This is a genomic window from Nocardia sp. NPDC003345 (assembly GCF_053589395.1).
Genome location: NZ_JBSFRU010000085.1, coordinates 1 through 19,919 on the forward strand (window position 1 = coordinate 1; position 19,919 = coordinate 19,919).

Below are 19,919 nucleotides of genomic sequence, written 5' to 3' on the forward strand. Positions count from 1 at the left end.
CCCACCTCCGCGCTGGATCCCGAACTCGTGGGCGAGGTGCTCGCGGTGATGCGGGAACTGGCCGCCTCGGGTATGACCATGGTGGTGGTGACCCACGAGATGGGCTTCGCCCGCGAGGTGGCCGACACCCTCGTGTTCATGGATCAGGGTGTGGTGGTGGAATCCGGGCCGCCCGCGGAACTGCTGACCGCCCCGCGGCACGATCGCACCAAGGCGTTCCTGTCCCGGTTGCTGTGAGCCGGCCGGTCAGCGGAAGTGGATACGGACGGTGACCTGCTCGGTGAACTCGCTGGTGGAGGCCAGTCCGCCGAGATCGGCGGTGGCGATTCCGGCGGCGAAGGTGGCCGCGACGGCGCGGTCTATCCGGTCGGCGGCGTGGGCCAGCGCCGGCCGGTCGTGCCGGGTGGACAGCCAGCGCAGCAGCATGGCGGCCGATAACTGCAGCGCCACCGGATCGGCCCGGTTGCGCCCGGCCAGATCGGGCGCCGCGCCGTGTACCGCCTGGGCCATCGCGCGGGTATCGGAGCAGTTCAGCGACGCGGCGATACCCAGCGACCCGCCGAGCTGCGCGGCCAGGTCGGAGAGGATATCGCCGAAGAGGTTCTCGGTGACCAGTACGTCGTAATCTCCCGGCGCCCGCACCAGATGCGCCGCGGCCGCGTCGACATGCTCGTCGTCGACCCGCACCCCGGGATATCCGGGCGCGACGGCGTAGCAGGTATCGCGGAACAGACCCATGGTCAGCGGCAGGACATTGGCCTTGTGCACGATGGTCAGCCGGCCGCGCCGGGCCGCGGCCAGCCGGAACGCCTGGTGCGCGATCCGCTCGGACGCCGCCCGGGTCACCATGCCCACCGAGAGCGCGATATCGGGCGTGGGGCAGAACTCACCGGATCCGACGGCCATGTTCCGGTCGGCGTAGAACCCCTCACTGTTCTCCCGGACCACCACCAGGTCGATATCGGGCGCCGCCGCGGCGACACCCGGAAACGCCCGGACGGGCCGGATATTGGCATGCAGTCCGAAATGCCGCCGGATGGCGCCACCGGGGGCGATGCGATGCTCCGGCGGGTAGGAGGCGTTGTCGTGGGGCCCGAGGATCCAGCCGTCGGTGCCGGCCAGGCCGGTGAGTGTGGATTCCGGCAGCGCCGTGCCGTATTCGTCGATGGCGGCGCGGCCCATCGGCAGGGGCACCCACACCATCGGTGCCAGGCCCTCCACCGCGACGGCTTCGTCCACCACGCGCCGCGCCGAGGTCACCACCTCCGGTCCGATTCCGTCGCCGTCGACGATTCCGAGCCGCAACGGCTCGCCGGGTTCCCTGCGATCCATCCGGTCATGGTCGCAGGACCCGGCGGACGACCGGTGCGGCGGGCCGGGTGGTTCGGTCCGGCCGCCCGCGTGGCGGGTGACTTGTCCGATTCCACGTCCGGTTGCTATCTTGGTGATATCACTTTGATAGAGGGAGGATGTCATGACATTCCGGAACGCCGTTCGGGTCAACGGGTTCGTCGTACTGCTGATCTGGCTGGTCCTGACCGTCGCGCTGACGGCCGTCGCCATCGCGGGATTCGTCGCCGCCGCGCAGAATCAGAACACCGCCGGCCTCATCGGGGCGATCGTCGCCTGTGTCCTGGCCGGTCTGCTGCTGCTCGGCATCACCGGACTGACGGTGGTGAACCCGAACGAGGCCAAGGTGGTCCAGTTCTTCGGCCGCTACATCGGCTCGGTGAGCGATCCCGGGTTCTTCTCGGTGCTGCCGCTGACCGACCGGCGCAGCATCTCGCTGCGGGTACGTAACTTCGAAACGCAGAAGTTGAAGGTCAACGACGCGGACGGTAACCCGGTGGAGATCGCGGCGGTGGTGGTCTACAAGGTCGTCGACAGTTTCAAGGCCGCGTTCGCCGTCGACGACTACGAGGAATATGTGGAGACCCAGTCCGAGGCCGCGGTGCGCCATCTGGCCACCACGCACCCCTACGACGCCCACGAGGACGACCGCACCAGCCTGCGCGACGGCGCGGAGGTCGCCGAGGAACTCACGGTGGAACTGCGGGAACGTACGGCGACCGCCGGAATCGACGTGATCGAGGCCCGGATCACCCATCTCGCCTACGCCCCGGAGATCGCCCAGGCGATGCTGGTCCGCCAGCAGGCCAACCAGGTCGTCGCCGCGCGGACCCGGATCGTCGAGGGCGCGGTGGGGATGGTCGGGCTGGCGCTCGAGCGGCTCACCGCCGAGGGCATGGTCGAACTGGACGAGGAGCGTAAGGCGGCCATGGTGTCGAACCTGCTGGTGGTGCTGTGCGGCGACCGGCCGGTGAACCCCGTGGTCAATACGGGATCGCTGTACAACTGATGGTCGAACGCAAGAAGATCCTGCTCCGGCTCGACCCGGCGGTGTACGACGCGGTCGCCAGGTGGGCGGCCGACGATCTGCGCAGCGTCAACGCGCAGATCGAGTTCGCCCTCCGCCGGGCGCTGGAGCAGGCCGGGCGCAAACCCCGGCCCGCTCCCGACGACCACGGCTGAGCGGAGGGGATGCCGGGCCGGTATCGGCCCGGCTATTCCGGTTTGTGGGTGACGAAGATGGCGGTACCGGGGAAGATCTGGCCACGCAGGGGGCTCCACTGGCCCCATTCGCGGTCCAGCCATTCGGGCCAGTCCGGTTCGACGATATCGTCGAGGATCAGACCGGCCCCCACTATCTCCCGGACACGGTCGCCGATGGTGCGGTGGTGTTCGACGTAGGTGCAGCGGCCCGCGTCGTCGTACTCGGTGTACGGGGTGCGGTCGAAATAGGGGATGACGGCCTCCAGGCCCGCGGGTCCCGGGTCGTCGCGGAAGATCCAGCGGATCGGGTGGTTGACCGCGAAGACCCAGGATCCGCCCGGCCGCAGCACCCGCGCGACCTCACGCATCACCCGTGCCGAATCGGCGACGAAGGGCACCGCGCCGAAGGCCGAACACGCGAGGTCGAAGGATTCGCCGGCGAACGGCAGTGCCTCGGCGCCCGCCTGGACCAGCGGTATCCGGGGCCCGCCGCGCGCCATCGCCGCAAGCCCCCGCGACAGCATTGCGCGCGAGATATCCAATCCGACCGGGTACGCCCCCTGCCCGGCCAGCCAGCGGGCACACGGCGCCGAGCCGCAGCCCACCTCCAGGATCCGTTTTCCGGCGATATCGCCCAGCAGGCGCATATCGCCTTCGTGCAGGCCTTCGGGGCACCAGACGAATTCACCGGCGGGGCTGTCGGCGCCCAGGAATTCCCCGTGGGTATCGTGGTACTGGCCGGCGTCGGCATCCCACCAGCGCCGGCTCGCGCGTTCGCTCTCGGTCGAACCGATCCGGGTGCGTGCGGCACCCGTGGTTCCCAGTACAGCGGTGGCCTGAGCGTGGCGATCTTGAACGAGGTCGTCGGACACGACGCGAAGCCTATAGATCCGCAGCGGGGGGTCGTTTGCCCGGCTGGACGGGGGTCGCGTACGCTGAACGCGCAAGTGATCACACCCGGAGCCGCTGGGTGTATCGCAGCGTACCGAAAGTCTCAATGTCCGCAACCGATCACAATCCGTCCGGAGCAAACCGCCACATGCCCACCACCGTCACCTCGCCGCAGGTAGCCGTCAACGACATCGGCTCCGCCGAGGACTTCCTCGCCGCCATCGACGCCACGATCAAGTACTTCAACGACGGCGATATCGTCGAAGGAACCATCGTCAAAGTCGACCGCGACGAGGTCCTGCTCGACATCGGTTACAAGACCGAAGGCGTCATCCCGTCTCGCGAGCTCTCCATCAAACACGATGTCGACCCCAACGAGGTCGTTTCCGTGGGTGATGAGGTGGAGGCCCTGGTCCTCACCAAGGAGGACAAAGAGGGTCGCCTGATCCTGTCCAAGAAGCGGGCTCAGTACGAGCGCGCCTGGGGCACGATCGAGGAGCTCAAGGAGAAGGACGAGGCCGTTCGCGGCACCGTGATCGAGGTCGTCAAGGGCGGTCTGATCCTCGATATCGGGTTGCGGGGCTTCCTGCCTGCCTCGCTGGTCGAGATGCGCCGCGTCCGCGATCTCCAGCCGTACGTCGGCAAGGAGATCGAGGCCAAGATCATCGAGCTCGACAAGAACCGCAACAACGTGGTTCTGTCGCGCCGGGCCTGGCTGGAGCAGACCCAGTCCGAGGTGCGCAGCGAATTCCTGCACCAGCTGCAGAAGGGCCAGGTCCGCAAGGGTGTGGTCTCCTCCATCGTCAACTTCGGCGCCTTCGTCGACCTCGGCGGTGTCGACGGTCTGGTGCACGTCTCCGAACTGTCCTGGAAGCACATCGATCACCCGTCCGAGGTGGTCGAGGTGGGCAACGAGGTCACCGTCGAGGTTCTCGACGTCGACCTGGACCGCGAGCGCGTTTCGCTGTCGCTGAAGGCCACCCAGGAAGATCCCTGGCGGCAGTTCGCCCGCACCCACGCCATCGGCCAGATCGTGCCGGGCAAGGTTACCAAGCTCGTTCCGTTCGGTGCGTTCGTGCGCGTCGAAGAGGGCATCGAGGGCCTGGTGCACATCTCCGAGCTGGCCGAGCGCCATGTCGAGGTCCCGGACCAGGTCGTGGTCGTCGGCGACGACGCCATGGTCAAGGTCATCGATATCGACCTGGAGCGTCGCCGGATCTCGCTGAGCCTCAAGCAGGCCAACGAGGACTACAGCGCCGAGTTCGATCCGTCGAAGTACGGTATGGCCGACAGCTACGACGAGCAGGGCAACTACATCTTCCCCGAGGGCTTCGATCCCGAGACCAACGAATGGCTCGAGGGCTTCGACAAGCAGCGGGAAGAGTGGGAAGGCCGCTACGCCGAGGCCGAGCGCCGGCACAAGATGCACACCGCTCAGATGGAGAAGATGGCGGCCGACGCCGCGGCCGAGGCCGTCAACGGCGGCGGGTCGTCGAACTACTCCTCCGAGAGCGGCGCGCAGACCAGCGGTGGCGGGCAGACCGAGTCCGCCGGTGGCTCGCTGGCCAGCGACGCGCAGCTGGCGGCTCTGCGGGAGAAGCTCTCCGGCAACGCCTGAGACCTGCCGCTGAAGTAGCAGATCAGACGAAGACCCCGGTCCGCACGGACCGGGGTCTTCGTCTGTCGGGGGATGGCCGGGGAGACGTGCGGACCGTGGCGGCGGTACCGCACGTCAGCCGGCGGGCGCGGGAATCCAGCGCATCCGGACCCGGGGCACCACCGTGCGCCGGCGTCGGGCGGCGAGGCTGTGCTGCGCGGGAAGCGTCAGGGCCGCGAACCACGAACGCCGGTGTTTCTCCAGATAATTCGCGACGGCCGGAATACGAAGACAATGCACGCGCCCGGCCGAACCCAGCCGGTGGCGGCCCGAAGTGTTTTCCCTGATGCGCATACTCTTTCCTCCGCTTGTTCGTAACAAGTGCTATCGGAAAAAGGGCAATTCCTGTCGGTGTCGCACGCACGCGAAGATTATCCGAGAAATTCGGATTACCAGGATATTTCTGTGGTCCGGGCGGCGGCGGGCGTGTCGGAGGGTATCGGCGGCGGGCCACCTGATCCGGCCACGAATTCCCGCGGATGCGAGACTGGGCCGATGTTACGAATCGGCCTCACCGGAGGTATGGGTGCGGGTAAATCGACGGTGGCGCGGGCGCTCGCCGAACTCGGGGCGGTGATCATCGACTCGGATCTGATCGCCCGGGAAGTGGTGGCCGTGGGAACCCCCGGACTGGCCCGCCTGGTGGCGGCGTTCGGAGACGAGATCCTGGCCGCGGACGGTAGCCTCGATCGTCCGGCCCTGGCGGCCAGGGCTTTTCGCGACGACGAATCCCGCACCACCCTGAACTCCATCACGCACCCGCTGGTCGGGCAGCGGACCGCCGAACTGCTGGCCGCGGCCGCGCCGGACGCGATCGTGGTGCAGGATGTACCGCTTCTGGTGGAGAACGGTATGGGGCCGCTGGTGAATCTCGTGGTGGTCGTCGATGTGGCGGCCGAGACCAGGTTGCGGCGGCTGGTGGAATTCCGCGGGGTGCCGGAGGCCGACGCGCGGGCGCGGATCGCGGCGCAGGCCACCGATGAGCAGCGTTATGCGGCAGCCGATGTCCTGCTGGACAACAACGGTGCCGCCGGGCGGGTGGAGCAGCAGGTACACCGGCTCTGGGACGAGCGGCTGGTGCCGTTCGAGGCGAATCTGCGTTCCGGGACGGCCGCGATACCGCGGCGGGGCATCCACGACGCCGATCCGCGGTGGGAGGCGCAGGCGCAGCGCCTGATCGCCCGGTTACGGGTGGCGGCCGGTGCCGCGGCGATCCGGGTCGACCATATCGGCCCCACCGCGGTCGCCGGTCTCGCCGCCCGCGATGTGCTCGACCTGCAGATCACCGTCGTCGATGCGGCCGCCGCGGACGGGGTGCGCGCGGCGCTGGCGGGCGCCGGGTTCCCGGCCGTCACCGGGCCGGCCGATGCCGACCCCGAGCCCGCCGCCGTGGCGCCCGCCGGGGACCGGCAGCCGCGGACACACGGCAACGCCGATCCAGGTCGCCCGGCCTACGTCCACGTGCGGGTCGCCCACAGCCCCGATCAGGAATTCGCGCTCGGGTTCCGCGAGTGGCTGCGTGCCGATGCGGCGGCTCGCGATGAGTACGCGGAGGTCGCGAACAAGGCCGAGGCGGCGGCGGCCGGGCTCACCGGAGCGGCGGCGGCAGCGGCCTACCGGGCGGCCGCGCAGCCCTGGTTCGAAGCGGTGTATCCGAGGGTGACGGCATGGAGGGCCGGCACCCAGGAGTAGACCGAGCCGGACGACCCGGTAGCGGTTCTGCCCCGGCGGTACGGCCGCCGGGGCCGATCACATCCAGGTGAGCGGCATGCCCAGCGACGCCGTCCAGGCCTCGAAGTCGTGGCCGTGCGCGGCGATCCCGTCGATCGCGCGCGACGCGGTCGCCACGGCCTGCTCGGCGGCCTTCGCGTCGAGCAGGCCGGTGTGATGGGCGGCGAGCAATTCGTCGACATCCAGTAGCAGCGTTTCGCGGCCGGTGCGGCAGACCAGATCCAGATAATGGTCCACCGAACGCCATTTCTTCGGTTCGACCTCGCCGAACTCCCCGATATCGAGGTAGTGGTCCTGGTCGCGCATATGCGCCGGATGGAAATGGAAAATCGTGGCCCGCAGATTCAGGTCCGGGAGCAACCAGGACTCCATGTAGTGGAATTGCGGATGATCGGCGGTCCGGGCCATGTACAGGCCCCAGGGCTCGAGGTGATAGCGCTGCACCTCGCGTACGAAACCCTTCGGATCCGTATTGGTGAGCTCCGCGATATCGAAGTACTCCACCTTGGGCCGGTGGACATGGACGCCGGGTGCTTCGGTCACGGCTGCCGAATCTACCCACTGAAGCGGCAGTGTGCGTCCGGTGGCGCCGGTGGGTCCGCAGGCCGGCCGGTGATCGCGCTCACCGGGGCCGGTCCGGGGCCGGGAGTATGTCGGTGGGCGGGCCTAGTCTTGGGTCATGGCATTCGCAACCGAACTCCGTGCGGCCGGTGTCACCGGAACCGAGGCCGACGGGGAGACGCCGCTGGCGAAATCGGAGTTCCGCCCGGTGGGCGAGATCGAACGTACCGGCGGCCGGTTCGAGGTCGTCAGCCCGTATCAGCCCGCCGGCGACCAGCCCGCCGCCATCGAGGAGCTGGAACGCCGGGTCCGGGCCGGGGAGCCCGATGTCGTACTGCTCGGTGCGACCGGTACCGGTAAATCGGCGACCACCGCCTGGCTGGTGGAGCGCTTGCAGCGGCCCACCCTGGTGATGGCGCCCAACAAGACGCTGGCGGCCCAGCTGGCCAACGAACTACGCGAGATGCTGCCGCACAACGCGGTGGAGTACTTCGTCTCGTACTACGACTACTACCAGCCCGAGGCGTATATCGCGCAGACCGATACCTATATCGAGAAGGACAGCTCGATCAACGACGATGTCGAGCGGCTGCGCCATTCGGCCACCTCGTCGCTGCTGTCTCGGCGCGATGTGGTGGTGGTGGCCTCGGTGTCATGTATCTACGGTCTGGGCACCCCCCAGTCGTATCTGGACCGGTCGGTGATGTTGGAGGTGGGCGCCGAGGTCGATCGGGACGCCTTCCTGCGCATGCTGGTCGACGTGCAGTACACCCGCAACGATATGGCCTTCACCCGGGGCTCGTTCCGGGTGCGCGGCGATACGGTCGAGATCATCCCCTCGTACGAGGAACTGGCCGTTCGGATCGAGTTCTTCGGCGACGAGATCGAAGAGCTGTACTACCTGCATCCGCTCACCGGGGATGTGGTCCGCAAGGTCGATATGGTGCGGATCTTCCCCGCCACCCACTATGTCGCGGGCCCGGAGCGGATGGCGCGTGCGGTGGTCGATATCGAGGCCGAGCTCGAGGAGCGGCTGGCCGACCTCGAGGGCAGGGGCAAGCTCCTCGAGGCGCAGCGGCTGCGGATGCGCACCCAGTACGACCTGGAGATGATCCGGCAGGTGGGATTCTGCTCGGGTATCGAGAACTATTCGCGGCATATCGACGGGCGTCCCGCCGGTTCGGCGCCGGCCACCCTGCTGGACTACTTCCCGGACGATTTCCTGCTCGTCATCGACGAATCCCATGTGACCGTGCCGCAGATCGGCGGTATGTACGAGGGGGATATGTCGCGTAAACGCAACCTGGTCGAATACGGCTTCCGGTTACCGTCGGCGGTGGACAACCGGCCGCTCACCTGGGAGGAGTTCGCCGAGCGGATCGGGCAGGCGGTGTATCTGTCGGCCACGCCGGGCGACTACGAACTCGGCCGCACCGGCGGTGAGGTGGTGGAGCAGGTCATCCGCCCGACCGGTCTGGTGGATCCGCAGGTCGTGGTCAAACCCACCAAGGGGCAGATCGACGATCTGGTGCACGAGGTCCGGTTGCGGGTGGAACGCGACGAACGCGTACTGGTCACCACCCTGACCAAGAAGATGGCCGAGGACCTGACCGATTATCTGCTCGGGCTGGGGCTGCGGGTGCGGTACCTGCATTCGGAGATCGATACGCTGCGCCGCGTCGAACTGCTCCGGCAGTTGCGGCTCGGCGAATACGACGTGCTGATCGGTATCAACCTGCTGCGCGAGGGTCTCGACCTGCCCGAGGTCTCGCTGGTGGCCATCCTGGACGCCGATAAGGAAGGGTTCCTGCGCAGCGCCAAGAGCCTGATCCAGACCATCGGCCGCGCCGCCCGGAATGTCTCGGGTGAGGTGCACATGTACGCGGACAAGATCACCGATTCGATGCGGCAGGCGATCGACGAAACCGAGCGCCGCCGGGCCAAACAGCTGGCCTACAACGCGGAGAAGGGGATCGATCCGCAGCCGCTGCGCAAGAAGATCGCCGATATTCTCGATCAGGTGTATTCCGAGGCCGACGACGAGGTCGCCGTCGGCGGGTCCGGCCGCAACGCCAGCCGCGGCCGTCGCGCCCAGGGCGAGCCGGGCCGGGCGGTGAGCGCGGGCATCGTGGAGGGTCGCGATATCAAGTCGATGCCGCGCGCCGAACTGGCCGATCTGGTCGCCGAGCTCACCGATCAGATGATGAACGCGGCCCGCGAGCTGCAGTTCGAGCTCGCGGGCCGGCTCCGCGACGAGATCGCCGATCTGAAGAAGGAACTGCGCGGTATGGACGCGGCCGGTCTGCAGTGAGCCGCTTCGCCACCGGCGGGCTCCCGGGGTCAGCCCTGGGTGGCCATCCACTCGTTCACCCGGCGTTCGGCCTCCTCCCGGGACACGTCCTCGACGCGGGTCATGACCACCCAGCGGTGCCCGAACGGGTCGAGCAGGGCGCCGTAGCGGTCGCCGGTGACGAAGGTGGCGGCATCCTCGGCGACCTTCGCGCCGTGTGCCCGGGCGCGGGCGAGCACCCCGTCCACATCCGGGCAGTAGTGGACCAGCGACGTGTGCACCCAGTTACCGCCGGGTGCGAGGACGTTCTGCTCCGGGACCGGCATCCCCAGCTGGATGGTGGAATCGCCGATCTGCAATTCGGCGTGGGCGGGCTGGCCGTCGGGCATATCGTTGCGGGAGAGCACCTCGGCGCCGAATACCGCGGTGTAGAAGTCGATGGCGGCGTTGCCGTCGTTCACCGCGATGAAAACGGTGATGGAGTGGTAGCCCTCGGGGATCGGATTCACTGTTTCGCTCATGGGGTCGACTCTGCTCCCTCCGCTCGCGCGGATCTTGTAAGAAAGCGACACCTTCCGCGGGCCCGCTCGACGCGCATCCGCTGTCTTGCGCGGTGGGCGAGCCTCGCGACGCCGGAGGTACACCGGCGGCCCGCCGCCACCCGAGGACGATCGAGGTGGGCGTGACCGGCGCACCGGGGATTCCGCCGGTCGGCGACCGCAAGGCGATTCTGCATCCCTACGAACAGGAACGGTTCCGCACGCTGAACCGGCTCCCGCCGGGAGCGAATACCGGCGGGTTCGTGGAGTGGTACTGGTCGGTGCGCTGGGATATGCGGGGGCGGGCGCCCTACCTCGCGGAGGTCCTGCCGTTTCCGTGCGTCCACCTCACGTTCGAGCGTGAATCGGGCCGATACGGCGGATTCGTCAACGGCGTGTGCACCAGGAAATTCACCCGGGAACTCGCCGGGGCGGGGGAGACCTTCGGCGTCCGGTTCCGGCCGGGCGGATTCGGGGCCTTCACCGGCCGGGATGTGGGTGCCCTGCGGGATCGCGCCGTCCCGCTGGACGAGGTGCTGCCCGATACCGGGGATCTGGCCGGCCGGGTGCTCGCCGAACCCACCGATTCCGGCCGCCGGAACCTGGTCGAGGATTATCTCGCCGGGCGCGCCCGGACGCCGGTCGACCCGAACTACCGCATCGTCCGCGAGATCGTCGCCGCGATGGCCGATGATCCGGAGCTCACCCGGGTGGATCAGGTCACCGACCGGTTCGGCGTGCCGGTGCGTACTCTGCAGCGCCTGTTCCGGCGCTATATCGGCGCCGGTCCGAAATGGGTGTTACGCCGGTATCGGCTCCAGGACGGGGCCGATCTGCTGGCCCGGGGCCGGATCGAAGATCTCGCCGCACTGGCCGCCGAACTCGGTTATTTCGATCAGGCGCATTTCACCCGGGAGTTCACCGCGGAGGTCGGAATGGCGCCGCTGGAATATGCCAAGAATTCGTTACGCTCGCGCGACGAGGTGACTTCGAAGGTGCTGCCGACGTCATAATTGGAACCGGCCTCGCAGCCCGGTGGTGCCCATCGACGACAGATGAGGAGCTCGGCATGGATGTCGTGGTGTTGATCGGCCGCGTGATGTTCGTCATTCTGTTCCTGAGTTCGGCCCTGGGGCATTTCACCCAGACCAAGGCCATGGCCGGATACGCCCAGGCCAAGGGCGTGCCGATGCCGGAATTGGCCGTGCAGGCCTCCGGTGCGCTCATGTTGCTCGGCAGCCTGAGTATCCTGCTGGGTATCTGGGCCGATCTGGGATGTCTGCTGCTGCTGGTGATGATCGTGCCGACCATGATCATGATGCACGGTTTCTGGAAGGAAACCGATGCCGAGGCCACGCAGTCGGAGATGATTCAGTTCAACAAGGACTTGGCGCTCGCGGGTGCGCTGGTGATGTTATTCGCCTTTTTCGCGCATACCGAGGAATTGGGTCTGACGATTACCGGTCCGCTGTTCTCGCTGTAGGGCGGAGACGAAAAGCGGGCCGGAGTCGCGGTCCCGCGACGGTATGTGAGGAAAATCCCAGGGCGGCAATACCGTTCGTCATTTCTGTGACCGATCACAGGTTTGTTCGTATGGTGCCGGGAATCGGCAGGTAGACGCGGCGCAGGTGGTTCGGGGACGAGAATGTGAAACAGGCCCGGCCACTTCCGGTGCGTGTGATGTGCAACGAATCCCGTCGATCGGGGCGCGGTTGCGGATAAGGTCTACGCAGTCGCTGCGCCGCTGCCCGATTTCGCGAGCATCGAGCACAGCCGCAGCCGCGTTTATACCCCGCACAGTTGGAGGAGAGATGACCGCCTACCGGACCATTGTCGTCGGTACCGACGGCTCGGACTCGTCGTACGTCGCCGTGGAGAAGGCCGCCGCCCTGGCCGGAGCCGCGGGCTCGACGCTGATCGTGGCCTGCGCCTACTACCCGACCGACGACCGTGATGTCGCCGCCGCGAGCGATATGCTCAAGGACGAGGCTTACCAGGTCCGCGGCTCGGCGCCCACCAACGAGATCCTGCGCGTGGCACGGGACCGGGCGACGGCGGCGGGCGCCAAGGAGATCGTCGAGAAGCCGATCGTCGGTGAACCCGTCGAATCCCTGCTGGATCTGGTGCGCGAGACCCAGGCCGATCTGCTCGTGGTCGGCAACCGCGGGCTCAACACCCTGGCCGGACGCCTGCTGGGCTCGGTGCCCTCGGATGTGGCGCGTAAATCGAAATCCGATGTGCTGATCGTGCATACCGTGCGCTGATCCGCGGCCGGCGAACGCGACCGCCCCTGCCCGGGCATCCGATCCCGGGCAGGGGCGGTCGCGTTCGTGGCGCGCGGCGTCAGGACGCCGCGAGGCGACGCAGTTCCGGCGGCAGGCCGGTGCTGTGCACCACGGTGAGCCGCTGGGTGGCGCGAGTGAGTGCCACGTAGAGATCGTTGCGCCCGCGCGGGGATTCGGCGATCACCGCGCTCGGCTCCACCAGGAATACCGAGTCGAATTCCAGGCCCTTGGCCTCGGTCACCGTGAGCACCCGCACGGATTCGGTGGCCAGGCCGGATAATTCGGCCACCAGATCGGCCGGTCCGAGCACCGCCGCCGTGCCCGGGCCACGCTCCTCGGTGAGCAGCTGCGCGAGCACCGTGGCGATACCGCCCGCGGGCGCCCGGTGCGCACGCGGCGGGCGTCCGGATTCCCGGACCGAGCGGGGTGTCCGGGCGTCCGGATCGATAACCGCCAATACGTCGGCGGCGACGGCCATGATCTCGGCCGGGGTGCGGTAGTTCACGCTCAGTTCGGTGCGTTTCCAGCGTTTGGCGACATAGGGTTCCAGCATCTGCGACCACGACCGCGCCCCCGCCGGATCGCCGGTCTGCGCGATATCGCCCACCACGGTGATCCAGCGGTTGGGGATCCGGCGCATCACCATGCGCCAGGCCATTTCGGAGAGTTCCTGGGCCTCGTCGACGATGACGTGCCCGTAGGTCCAGGTGCGGTCACCCGCAGCGCGTTCCGCGGTGGTCTGCCGGTTGCGCACCTGCTGGCGTTCGGCGAGCTGCCCGGCGTCGATCAGGTCGTAGGCCATGAGGATCTCGGGATCGAGATCGTCCTCGAGGTCCTGCGGGGCCGAGCCGGTGAGGATATCCAGGGCGTCCTGGGCCTCGGCCAGCTGCGCGCGCCAGCGCCGGCGCGCGCGTTCGCGTTCCTCCGCATCGTCGGTGCCCAGCAGTTCGGCGAGTTCGTCGAGCAGTGGCGCGTCGGCGGCGCTGAATTCCCCGGTGCCCGGGCGCAGTAATTCGGCCCGGTCCTGCGGATCGAGGATCTTGCCGGCGGCGCTGTCGAGCCGCTCCGGCTCGGCCAACAGTTCTCCGAGCACCTGCTGTGGGGTGAGCAGCGGCCACAGGTCGCCGAGTACTCGCTGGATCTTCGGGTCGGCGCGCAGTTCGTCGCTGATCTCGCCGAGGTCGGCGGCGCTGAGCAGGCTGCGGCCGCCACCGGCCGGATCGGCGCCCATGGTGTGCGCGAGCTGATCGGTCAGCGCCTCGATCACCATCGACGCGAAGACCGGGCGGGCCAGGTTGTGCGGTCGGCGCGAGCTGCGGGCCCGGCCGCGGGCCCGGGTGACGATCTTGCGATCCAGTTGCAGCGGGTAGCCGTCGAAGCTGAGCTCGATCGGTTCGCGCGGGACCTGCTGCCGGTCGCGGACCGCGTTCTTCAGTACGTCCAGAATCGTCGGCGCCCCTTTGATCTCGCCCGCGCGCAGCGAATCGGCGAGGGTGGCCTTCACGCCGGGATAGAGGTCGCCGATGGTGGACAGCAGCACACCGGTCTCGCCCAGTGACGGCAGCACCTGTCCGATGTAGTCGAGGAAGGTGGCATTGGGGCCGATGATCAGGACCCCGCTCTTGGCCAGCTGCTGGCGATAGGTGTAGAGCAGGTAGGCGGCGCGGTGCAGCGCGACGGCGGTTTTGCCGGTGCCGGGCCCGCCCTGCACGACCAGCACGCTCTTGTGCTCGGCGCGGATGATCGCGTCCTGCTCGCTCTGGATGGTCTCGACGATGTCGGACATCTGGCCGGTGCGGGCCGCGTTCAGCGCGGCCAGCAGCGCGCTCTCGCTGCCGACCCCGCCGTCGGATGCTGTGACTCCCGCGGCCCGGGCCGCGGCGAGATCGAGATATTCGTCGTTGACCGCGGTGACCCGGCGATTCCGGGAGCGGATATGCCGCCGCCGCAGCACGCCGTCCGGGGCGGCGGTGGTGGCCAGATAGAACGGGCGCGCCAGCGGCGCTCGCCAGTCCAGGAGGAGGGGCTCGTAGTCGTTGTCCTCGTCCAGGATGCCGAGGCGGCCGATATAGCGCGGCTCCGGTTCCTCGTGATCCGCGGCGATATCGATGCGGCCGAAACACAGGCCGTGCTCGGCGGCATCGTATTTGGCCAGGTCCTCGGTGTAGAGCTGGGTGAAGGATTCGCGTTCGGTCCGTGCCTGCGGTGTGCCCCCGGTTTCCAGCAGGACGGTGCGCAGCCGTTTGTCGGCATAGGCCCGCATCTCGTCCAGCCGGTCGTAGAGCACCGACAGGTATGCCTGCTCCTGATCGATGGTTCGTGTCACCGCGGCCGCGTCCCCCTCCACGGGTTCTCGGACGGTGAGGCGGTCCTCGGTGCGATTGTCGGGCAAGTTCTGGCTCCTTCTCACCCACGTCGGGACAGGGCACGGCAAACACGGCACGGCGACGTGCACAGAGTTGTCGATTCTACTGCCGCGAACACGGGCACGTTGTTTCCGCAGGCGGGCGGGCGGTGTCAGGAGACGTGGGAGTTGTCACCACGCAGTCCCGGGCCGAGCGGCCCGCCGCGTTTGGCCGGTCCCTTGGCCTCGTACATGGCCAGATCGGCGTCGTGCAGCACCGCCTCCGGGCTGCGCGGATCCCCGGGCTCGAGGGCGGTCACGCCGATCGAGGCGTGCACCGCGATGCGGTGACCGCGGGCCACGATCGGTTCCGCCATCGCCGACCGCAACCGCCGGACCAGCGGTTCGAGCTCATCGTCGCCGGGCCGCCCCGCCAGCAGCACCAGAAACTCGTCGCCGCCGAGCCGGCCGACCATATCCTCGGCGCGCAGCGCGCGCTGCAACCGCTGCGCCACGATCCGCAGCACGGTGTCGCCGATGGCGTGCCCCATGGTGTCGTTGATCGATTTGAAACCGTCCAGGTCGATGAACATGACCGTGGAGATGCTGCGGTACGCGCCGCTGGCGGCCAGCGCGCCCGACAGTTGCGACAGGATCAGCGACCGGTTGGCCAGCCCGGTGAGCGGATCGTGGGTGGCCTGGTACTCGAGCTGGCGGCGCCCGGCCAGGTATTCGGTGATATCGGTGAACGAGCACACCGCGGCCGCGCCCTGATCGTCGGAATTGAGCAGGCGGCTGGACAGCGCCACCCAGCGGCGCTGGCCGTCGGGACGGTTCACCGCGAAGACGAAGGCGCTGATGGTCTCGCCGGTGGCGAGGGTCCGGGCGACGGGGTGGCGGGCGCGCGGCAGCGGCCTGCCGTTGGCGTCCAGCAGTTCCAGGGGCAGCTCGGTGATATTGGAGCCCACCAGCTGGATCTGCTCGTCTATGCCGAAGATCCGGCGCGCGGCCGGGTTGGCGGAGGCGATGGTGCCGTCCTGGTAGATCACCGCGACGCCCTCCTCCAGCTGGGAGACCACGGTGGTGAAGTGCTGTTCGGCGCGCCGCTGGGCGCGTTCGGCGGAACGCTGGGCGGACAGGTCGTGGATGACCACCTGATAGGCCAGGCGATCGTGCCAGGCGGTGAGCACCGAGACGGTTTCCACCGGGATCTCGCGGCCGTCCAGCGTGAGCAGGGTCATCTCGGTGGGCTCGGTGGCGACACCGGTCGCGGTGAGGCCCGCGATCCGTTCGAACATCGCCTCGCGCGAATCGGGGTGCACGAAGCGGGCGATGTTCTGGCCGAGCACCGTGGCGAGATTCTTCGCACCCATGATCCGCAGTGCGGCGGGGTTGGCATAGACCACGATGCCCCGTTCGTGGACGCAGATTCCATCCGGGGAATGTTCGACCAGGGACCGGTACCGATGCGCGAGCTGCTCGGCGGCGGAGGCCCTGTGATCTCCCATACCAACCCCCATAATCGGCTGACCCGGACATTCAAACACGGCGCTACGCCGGTATCCACACGCTTAGAATCGATTCGGTGGACGTGATTTTTCGGTGACCACGTTCACGACTGGTTCTCGGTGGTTTCCGGTGCGGGGATGGACCGGGGACCGGGGAGGGGAGCCGTCATGGCGGGTACCGCGATCAGTGGTCATTTTATGTCGATTGCCGGAATCGGGGCGGTGACCGGGTACGGCTGGGGCCGGGAAGCGCTGTGGGAGGGGCTGCTCGGCGGCGCGTCGGCGGCGCGGTTCGAGCCCGGCTACGGAATCGACCCGGCGACCGGCGGCTGGGCCGCGCTGGTCCCGGACGGCGAACCGGGACCCGGCGGCACCCGATACGGCAGGGCGATGTTCGCGGCAGTGGCCGAAGCGGTCGCCGACGCCCGGGAGCGGGGCTGGCGGCCGGGCCGCCGGGTGGGGCTGGTGCACGCGGCGGTACTGGGCGATGTCCGGCACTGGCGGGACTTCTCGGGGTCCGCGGGCGCGGGGTTCAGCGGTCGCGACTTCTTGCGATTGCTGCCGTCGACACCGGTGTCGGTGATCGGTCAGGAGTTCGGTTTCACCGGGCCGGTGGCCGGGATCTCGGCGGCCTGCAGTTCCGGCAACGTCGCCCTGCTCCAGGCGAAACTCTGGTTCGCCGCCGGGCTGGTGGACGATGTGGTGTGCGTGGCCTCCGATCTGTCGGCCACTCCCGAACTGGTCCGGCAGTTCGCCGCGCTGGGGGCCGCGGTGGTCGAGGTCGAATCGCTGGCAGGCTGCCGGCCTTTCCAGGAGGGCAGTCGCGGGTTCAGCGTGGGCGAGGCGGCGGTCGGGCTGGTGCTCACCCGGGGCCCGGCGCGGGCCTATGCCACAGTGCTCGGCGGGGCGATGAACAGCGAGGCCTATCACGTGGTGTCGGTGGAACCGGGTCACGACCAGATCGTGGACTGCGCCCGGCAGGCCCTCGCCGACGCCGGTGTCACCGCCGCGGAGATCGCCTATCTGAACGCGCACGGAACCGGTACCGCGCAGTGCGATCGTGCCGAACGTGATCTGCTGACCCGCGTCTTCGGCGATCGCCCGGCCGTGTACTCGCTGAAACCGCTGGTGGGTCACTGTCAGGCCGCATCGGGTGCGGTGGAGCTGGCCGCGGCGGCCCTCGGCTACGAGCGCGGGATCATTCCGGCGCCGCCGATCGTGGCGGCGGCTCACCCACGGCTGCTCGACGGCGCGACCCCGGCCGGTTCGGGGCTCACGGCCAAGCTGTCGCTGGGGATGGGCGGAAACAATTCGATGGTCGTCCTGGGCCCGGCCCCGCGGTGACCACGGCCGGCCCGGGACGGGTGATCGGTGACACCCTCCGGTGATCCGCCGCGGTGACCTACCCTGGAGAGGTGAGCCCGCGCCACCGGCCGGGCGTCGGCCCGACCGGGCAGCCAACCCCGCGGCGAGCGCAGCGCGGGAGCCCGGATGTGCGCACGTCATCAGCCGGTGATCGGCCGTTCGGCGAAACTTGTCGGTGGTCCGTCCTAGCATCGGCGCGGGCCCATCCGTGGCCCGAGCCGCGACAGGACCGATGAGCCCGATCGGGCCGTCCTCCGCGTTGTCACCCACACCGTGGGCGGGTCGCGGCGGCTGCATCGCAACTGCATTCACGGCGCGCCTCCGGCGCGGCGACGAACGAAACGAGAAGGGACCGACCTGGTGGCGGAACGCCTGACTGTGCGCGGCGCGCGGGAGCACAACCTGAAGGGGGTCGACCTCGATCTGCCCCGCGACAGTCTGATCGTCTTCACCGGCCTGTCGGGGTCGGGTAAGTCCAGCCTCGCGTTCGACACGATCTTCGCCGAGGGGCAGCGCCGGTACGTGGAATCGTTGTCGGCCTACGCCCGGCAGTTCCTGGGGCAGATGGACAAGCCGGATGTGGATTTCATCGAGGGGCTCTCACCCGCGGTCTCGATCGACCAGAAATCCACCAACCGCAATCCCCGCTCCACCGTCGGCACCATCACCGAGGTGCACGACTATCTGCGCCTGCTCTACGCGCGCGCGGGCGTCCCGCACTGCCCGGTGTGCTCGGAGCTGATCGCCAAGCAGACGCCGCAGCAGATCGTCGACCAGGTGCTGGCCATGGAGACGGGCGTCCGGTTCCAGGTGCTGGCTCCGGTGGTGCGCACCCGCAAGGGTGAATTCGTCGATCTCTTCGACCAGTTGCACGCGCAGGGTTACGCCCGCGTCCGGGTCGACGGGGTGGTGTATCCGCTCACCGATCCGCCGAAGCTGAAGAAGCAGGAGAAACACGACGTCGAGGTGGTGGTGGACCGGCTGGCCGTCAAACCCACCGCCAAACAGCGGCTCACCGATTCCATCGAGACGGCGCTGCGCCTCGCCGACGGCATCGTGGTGCTCGATTTCGTGGACCGCGACGAGCACGCCCACGACCGCGAGCGCCGCTTCTCCGAGAAACTCGCCTGCCCGAACGGCCACCCGCTCGATATCGAGGATCTGGAACCGCGTTCGTTCTCGTTCAACTCGCCCTACGGCGCCTGCCCCGACTGCACGGGTCTCGGAATCCGCAAGGAGGTCGATCCCGAACTGGTCGTCCCCGACGCCGAACTGAGCCTCGCCGACGGTGCGATCGCGCCCTGGTCACGCGGGCAGAGCGCCGAATACTTCCTGCGGTTGCTGTCGGGTCTGGCCGCGGCCCAGGGGTTCGATCTGGACACCCCGTGGCGTGATCTGACGCCCCGTGCCCGCAAGGCGGTACTCGAGGGCAGCTCGGATCAGGTGCATATCGTCTACACCAACCGCTACGGCCGGAAGCGCTCCTACTACGCCGATTTCGAGGGGGTCATGCCGTTCCTGCAGCGGCGGCTGGATTCCACCGAATCCGAGCAGATGAAGGAGCACTACGAGGGCTATATGCGGGACGTGCCGTGCCCGGTGTGCAACGGTGCCCGGCTGCGCCCGGAGATCCTGGCGGTCACCCTCACCGCGGATGCGGAACGGAAATCCATCGCAGAGGTCAGTGAGCTGTCCATCCGCGAGTGCTCACGCTTCCTGAACGCGCTCACCCTCGGTGAACGGCAGGCGGCGATCGCCGGGCAGGTCCTCAAGGAGGTGCAGGCGCGGCTGGGCTTCCTGCTCGACGTGGGCCTGGACTACCTGACGCTGTCCCGGGCGGCGGCCACCCTGTCCGGCGGCGAGGCACAGCGGATCCGGCTCGCCACCCAGATCGGCTCGGGCCTGGTGGGCGTGCTCTACGTACTCGACGAGCCCTCCATCGGCCTGCACCAGCGCGACAACCGGCGGCTCATCGAAACGCTGACCAGGCTGAAGAACCTGGGCAACACCCTGATCGTCGTCGAACACGACGAGGACACCATCCGGGCCTCGGACTGGGTGGTCGATATCGGCCCGCTCGCCGGTGAACACGGCGGCCGGGTGGTGCACAGCGGGCCGTATTCCGAACTCCTCGCCGACCCGAACTCGCTGACCGGGGCGTATCTCTCCGGCCGGGAGTGGATCGAGGTGCCGAT

General features: G+C 68.4%; 17 protein-coding genes and 1 pseudogene. 11 read left to right on the top strand and 7 right to left on the bottom strand.

Translation table 11 applies throughout. The annotated features are described in order from the left end of the window. Window positions 1-237, top strand: a pseudogene (locus tag ACWDU1_RS12440) (ectoine/hydroxyectoine ABC transporter ATP-binding protein EhuA); the annotation flags it as partial. Window positions 238-246: 9 nt separating this feature from the next. Here the strand turns inward: ACWDU1_RS12440 and ACWDU1_RS12445 are convergent. After that, on the bottom strand, window positions 247-1,332 hold the full coding sequence (locus tag ACWDU1_RS12445; protein ID WP_449998064.1) for an isocitrate/isopropylmalate dehydrogenase family protein: 1,086 nt from the start codon (window positions 1,330-1,332) through the stop codon (window positions 247-249). A gap of 142 nt (window positions 1,333-1,474) precedes the next feature. Between ACWDU1_RS12445 and ACWDU1_RS12450 the strand changes: the two genes are divergently transcribed. Both ACWDU1_RS12450 and ACWDU1_RS12455 read left to right on the top strand, forming a co-directional pair. After that, window positions 1,475-2,359, top strand: coding sequence for an SPFH domain-containing protein (locus tag ACWDU1_RS12450; protein WP_449998065.1), 885 nt, complete (start codon window positions 1,475-1,477; stop codon window positions 2,357-2,359). Continuing rightward, window positions 2,359-2,532: a hypothetical protein gene (locus ACWDU1_RS12455; protein ID WP_449998066.1), complete on the top strand. Its 174-nt coding sequence runs from the start codon at window positions 2,359-2,361 to the stop codon at window positions 2,530-2,532. Before ACWDU1_RS12450 ends, ACWDU1_RS12455 begins: the two co-directional genes overlap by 1 nt. A 32-nt stretch (window positions 2,533-2,564) precedes the next feature. On the opposite strand, the gene ACWDU1_RS12460 is transcribed toward ACWDU1_RS12455, so the two are convergent. Beyond that, entirely contained in the window at window positions 2,565-3,425 is an 861-nt protein-coding gene (locus ACWDU1_RS12460) for a class I SAM-dependent methyltransferase (protein WP_449998068.1), read from the bottom strand. Window positions 3,426-3,592: 167 nt separating this feature from the next. On the opposite strand from ACWDU1_RS12460, the gene rpsA reads away from it, so the two are divergent. Beyond that, window positions 3,593-5,062: a 30S ribosomal protein S1 gene (gene rpsA / locus ACWDU1_RS12465; protein WP_449998069.1), complete on the top strand. Its 1,470-nt coding sequence runs from the start codon at window positions 3,593-3,595 to the stop codon at window positions 5,060-5,062. A gap of 114 nt (window positions 5,063-5,176) precedes the next feature. Here rpsA and ACWDU1_RS12470 read toward each other — a convergent pair whose 3' ends face one another. Continuing rightward, window positions 5,177-5,395: a hypothetical protein gene (locus ACWDU1_RS12470; RefSeq protein ID WP_449998070.1), complete on the bottom strand. Its 219-nt coding sequence runs from the start codon at window positions 5,393-5,395 to the stop codon at window positions 5,177-5,179. A 201-nt stretch (window positions 5,396-5,596) separates the two neighbouring features. Here ACWDU1_RS12470 and coaE point away from each other — a divergent pair, with 201 nt between their 5' ends. Continuing rightward, window positions 5,597-6,793, top strand: coding sequence for a dephospho-CoA kinase (gene coaE / locus ACWDU1_RS12475; protein ID WP_449998072.1), 1,197 nt, complete (start codon window positions 5,597-5,599; stop codon window positions 6,791-6,793). A 57-nt stretch (window positions 6,794-6,850) separates the two neighbouring features. On the opposite strand, the gene ACWDU1_RS12480 is transcribed toward coaE, so the two are convergent. Beyond that, complete coding sequence (locus ACWDU1_RS12480; protein ID WP_449998073.1) at window positions 6,851-7,375, bottom strand: DUF402 domain-containing protein; 525 nt, start codon at window positions 7,373-7,375, stop codon at window positions 6,851-6,853. 136 nt (window positions 7,376-7,511) lie between these two features. Between ACWDU1_RS12480 and uvrB the strand changes: the two genes are divergently transcribed. Continuing rightward, window positions 7,512-9,704, top strand: a complete 2,193-nt coding sequence (gene uvrB / locus ACWDU1_RS12485; RefSeq protein ID WP_449998075.1) for an excinuclease ABC subunit UvrB — start codon at window positions 7,512-7,514, stop codon at window positions 9,702-9,704. Between the two features lie 29 nt (window positions 9,705-9,733). Here uvrB and ACWDU1_RS12490 read toward each other — a convergent pair whose 3' ends face one another. Then, window positions 9,734-10,204, bottom strand: a complete 471-nt coding sequence (locus ACWDU1_RS12490; protein WP_449998076.1) for a VOC family protein — start codon at window positions 10,202-10,204, stop codon at window positions 9,734-9,736. 161 nt (window positions 10,205-10,365) lie between these two features. On the opposite strand from ACWDU1_RS12490, the gene ACWDU1_RS12495 reads away from it, so the two are divergent. The 3 genes from ACWDU1_RS12495 (at window position 10,366) to ACWDU1_RS12505 (ending at window position 12,486) form a co-directional block, all read left to right on the top strand. Continuing rightward, window positions 10,366-11,235, top strand: a complete 870-nt coding sequence (locus ACWDU1_RS12495) for an AraC family transcriptional regulator (protein ID WP_449998078.1) — start codon at window positions 10,366-10,368, stop codon at window positions 11,233-11,235. A gap of 56 nt (window positions 11,236-11,291) precedes the next feature. Beyond that, complete coding sequence (locus tag ACWDU1_RS12500) at window positions 11,292-11,705, top strand: DoxX family protein (protein ID WP_449998079.1); 414 nt, start codon at window positions 11,292-11,294, stop codon at window positions 11,703-11,705. Window positions 11,706-12,033: 328 nt separating this feature from the next. Then, window positions 12,034-12,486 carry a universal stress protein gene (locus ACWDU1_RS12505; protein WP_449998080.1) on the top strand — a complete coding sequence of 151 codons (453 nt, stop codon included), beginning with the start codon at window positions 12,034-12,036 and terminating at the stop codon, window positions 12,484-12,486. Window positions 12,487-12,565: 79 nt separating this feature from the next. Here the strand turns inward: ACWDU1_RS12505 and ACWDU1_RS12510 are convergent, their stop codons facing one another. Next, window positions 12,566-14,854: a HelD family protein gene (locus tag ACWDU1_RS12510; protein ID WP_449998087.1), complete on the bottom strand. Its 2,289-nt coding sequence runs from the start codon at window positions 14,852-14,854 to the stop codon at window positions 12,566-12,568. A gap of 170 nt (window positions 14,855-15,024) precedes the next feature. Further along, the gene (locus ACWDU1_RS12515) at window positions 15,025-16,359 is read right to left on the bottom strand and encodes a diguanylate cyclase domain-containing protein (RefSeq protein WP_449998081.1); all 1,335 of its coding nucleotides are present in this window, start codon (window positions 16,357-16,359) and stop codon (window positions 15,025-15,027) included. Window positions 16,360-16,557: 198 nt separating this feature from the next. On the opposite strand from ACWDU1_RS12515, the gene ACWDU1_RS12520 reads away from it, so the two are divergent. Continuing rightward, the gene (locus tag ACWDU1_RS12520; RefSeq protein WP_449998083.1) at window positions 16,558-17,703 is read left to right on the top strand and encodes a beta-ketoacyl synthase N-terminal-like domain-containing protein; all 1,146 of its coding nucleotides are present in this window, start codon (window positions 16,558-16,560) and stop codon (window positions 17,701-17,703) included. A gap of 381 nt (window positions 17,704-18,084) precedes the next feature. Further along, window positions 18,085-19,919, top strand: a 1,835-nt coding sequence (gene uvrA, locus ACWDU1_RS12525; protein ID WP_449998085.1) for an excinuclease ABC subunit UvrA, incomplete at its 3' end; no start/stop codon positions are given.

What these genes read in the sequence shown, in the direction of transcription:
- uvrB (WP_449998075.1), top strand. Translation starts at nt 7,512, where the DNA reads ATGGCATTCGCAACCGAACTCCGTGCGGCCGGTGTCACCGGAACCGAG.
- ACWDU1_RS12505 (WP_449998080.1), top strand. Translation starts at nt 12,034, where the DNA reads ATGACCGCCTACCGGACCATTGTCGTCGGTACCGACGGCTCGGACTCG.
- ACWDU1_RS12470 (WP_449998070.1), bottom strand. Translation starts at nt 5,395, where the DNA reads ATGCGCATCAGGGAAAACACTTCGGGCCGCCACCGGCTGGGTTCGGCC.
- ACWDU1_RS12520 (WP_449998083.1), top strand. Translation starts at nt 16,558, where the DNA reads ATGTCGATTGCCGGAATCGGGGCGGTGACCGGGTACGGCTGGGGCCGG.
- ACWDU1_RS12445 (WP_449998064.1), bottom strand. Translation starts at nt 1,332, where the DNA reads ATGGATCGCAGGGAACCCGGCGAGCCGTTGCGGCTCGGAATCGTCGAC.
- ACWDU1_RS12500 (WP_449998079.1), top strand. Translation starts at nt 11,292, where the DNA reads ATGGATGTCGTGGTGTTGATCGGCCGCGTGATGTTCGTCATTCTGTTC.
- ACWDU1_RS12490 (WP_449998076.1), bottom strand. Translation starts at nt 10,204, where the DNA reads ATGAGCGAAACAGTGAATCCGATCCCCGAGGGCTACCACTCCATCACC.
- coaE (WP_449998072.1), top strand. Translation starts at nt 5,597, where the DNA reads ATGTTACGAATCGGCCTCACCGGAGGTATGGGTGCGGGTAAATCGACG.
- ACWDU1_RS12450 (WP_449998065.1), top strand. Translation starts at nt 1,475, where the DNA reads ATGACATTCCGGAACGCCGTTCGGGTCAACGGGTTCGTCGTACTGCTG.
- ACWDU1_RS12515 (WP_449998081.1), bottom strand. Translation starts at nt 16,359, where the DNA reads ATGGGAGATCACAGGGCCTCCGCCGCCGAGCAGCTCGCGCATCGGTAC.
- rpsA (WP_449998069.1), top strand. Translation starts at nt 3,593, where the DNA reads ATGCCCACCACCGTCACCTCGCCGCAGGTAGCCGTCAACGACATCGGC.
- ACWDU1_RS12455 (WP_449998066.1), top strand. Translation starts at nt 2,359, where the DNA reads ATGGTCGAACGCAAGAAGATCCTGCTCCGGCTCGACCCGGCGGTGTAC.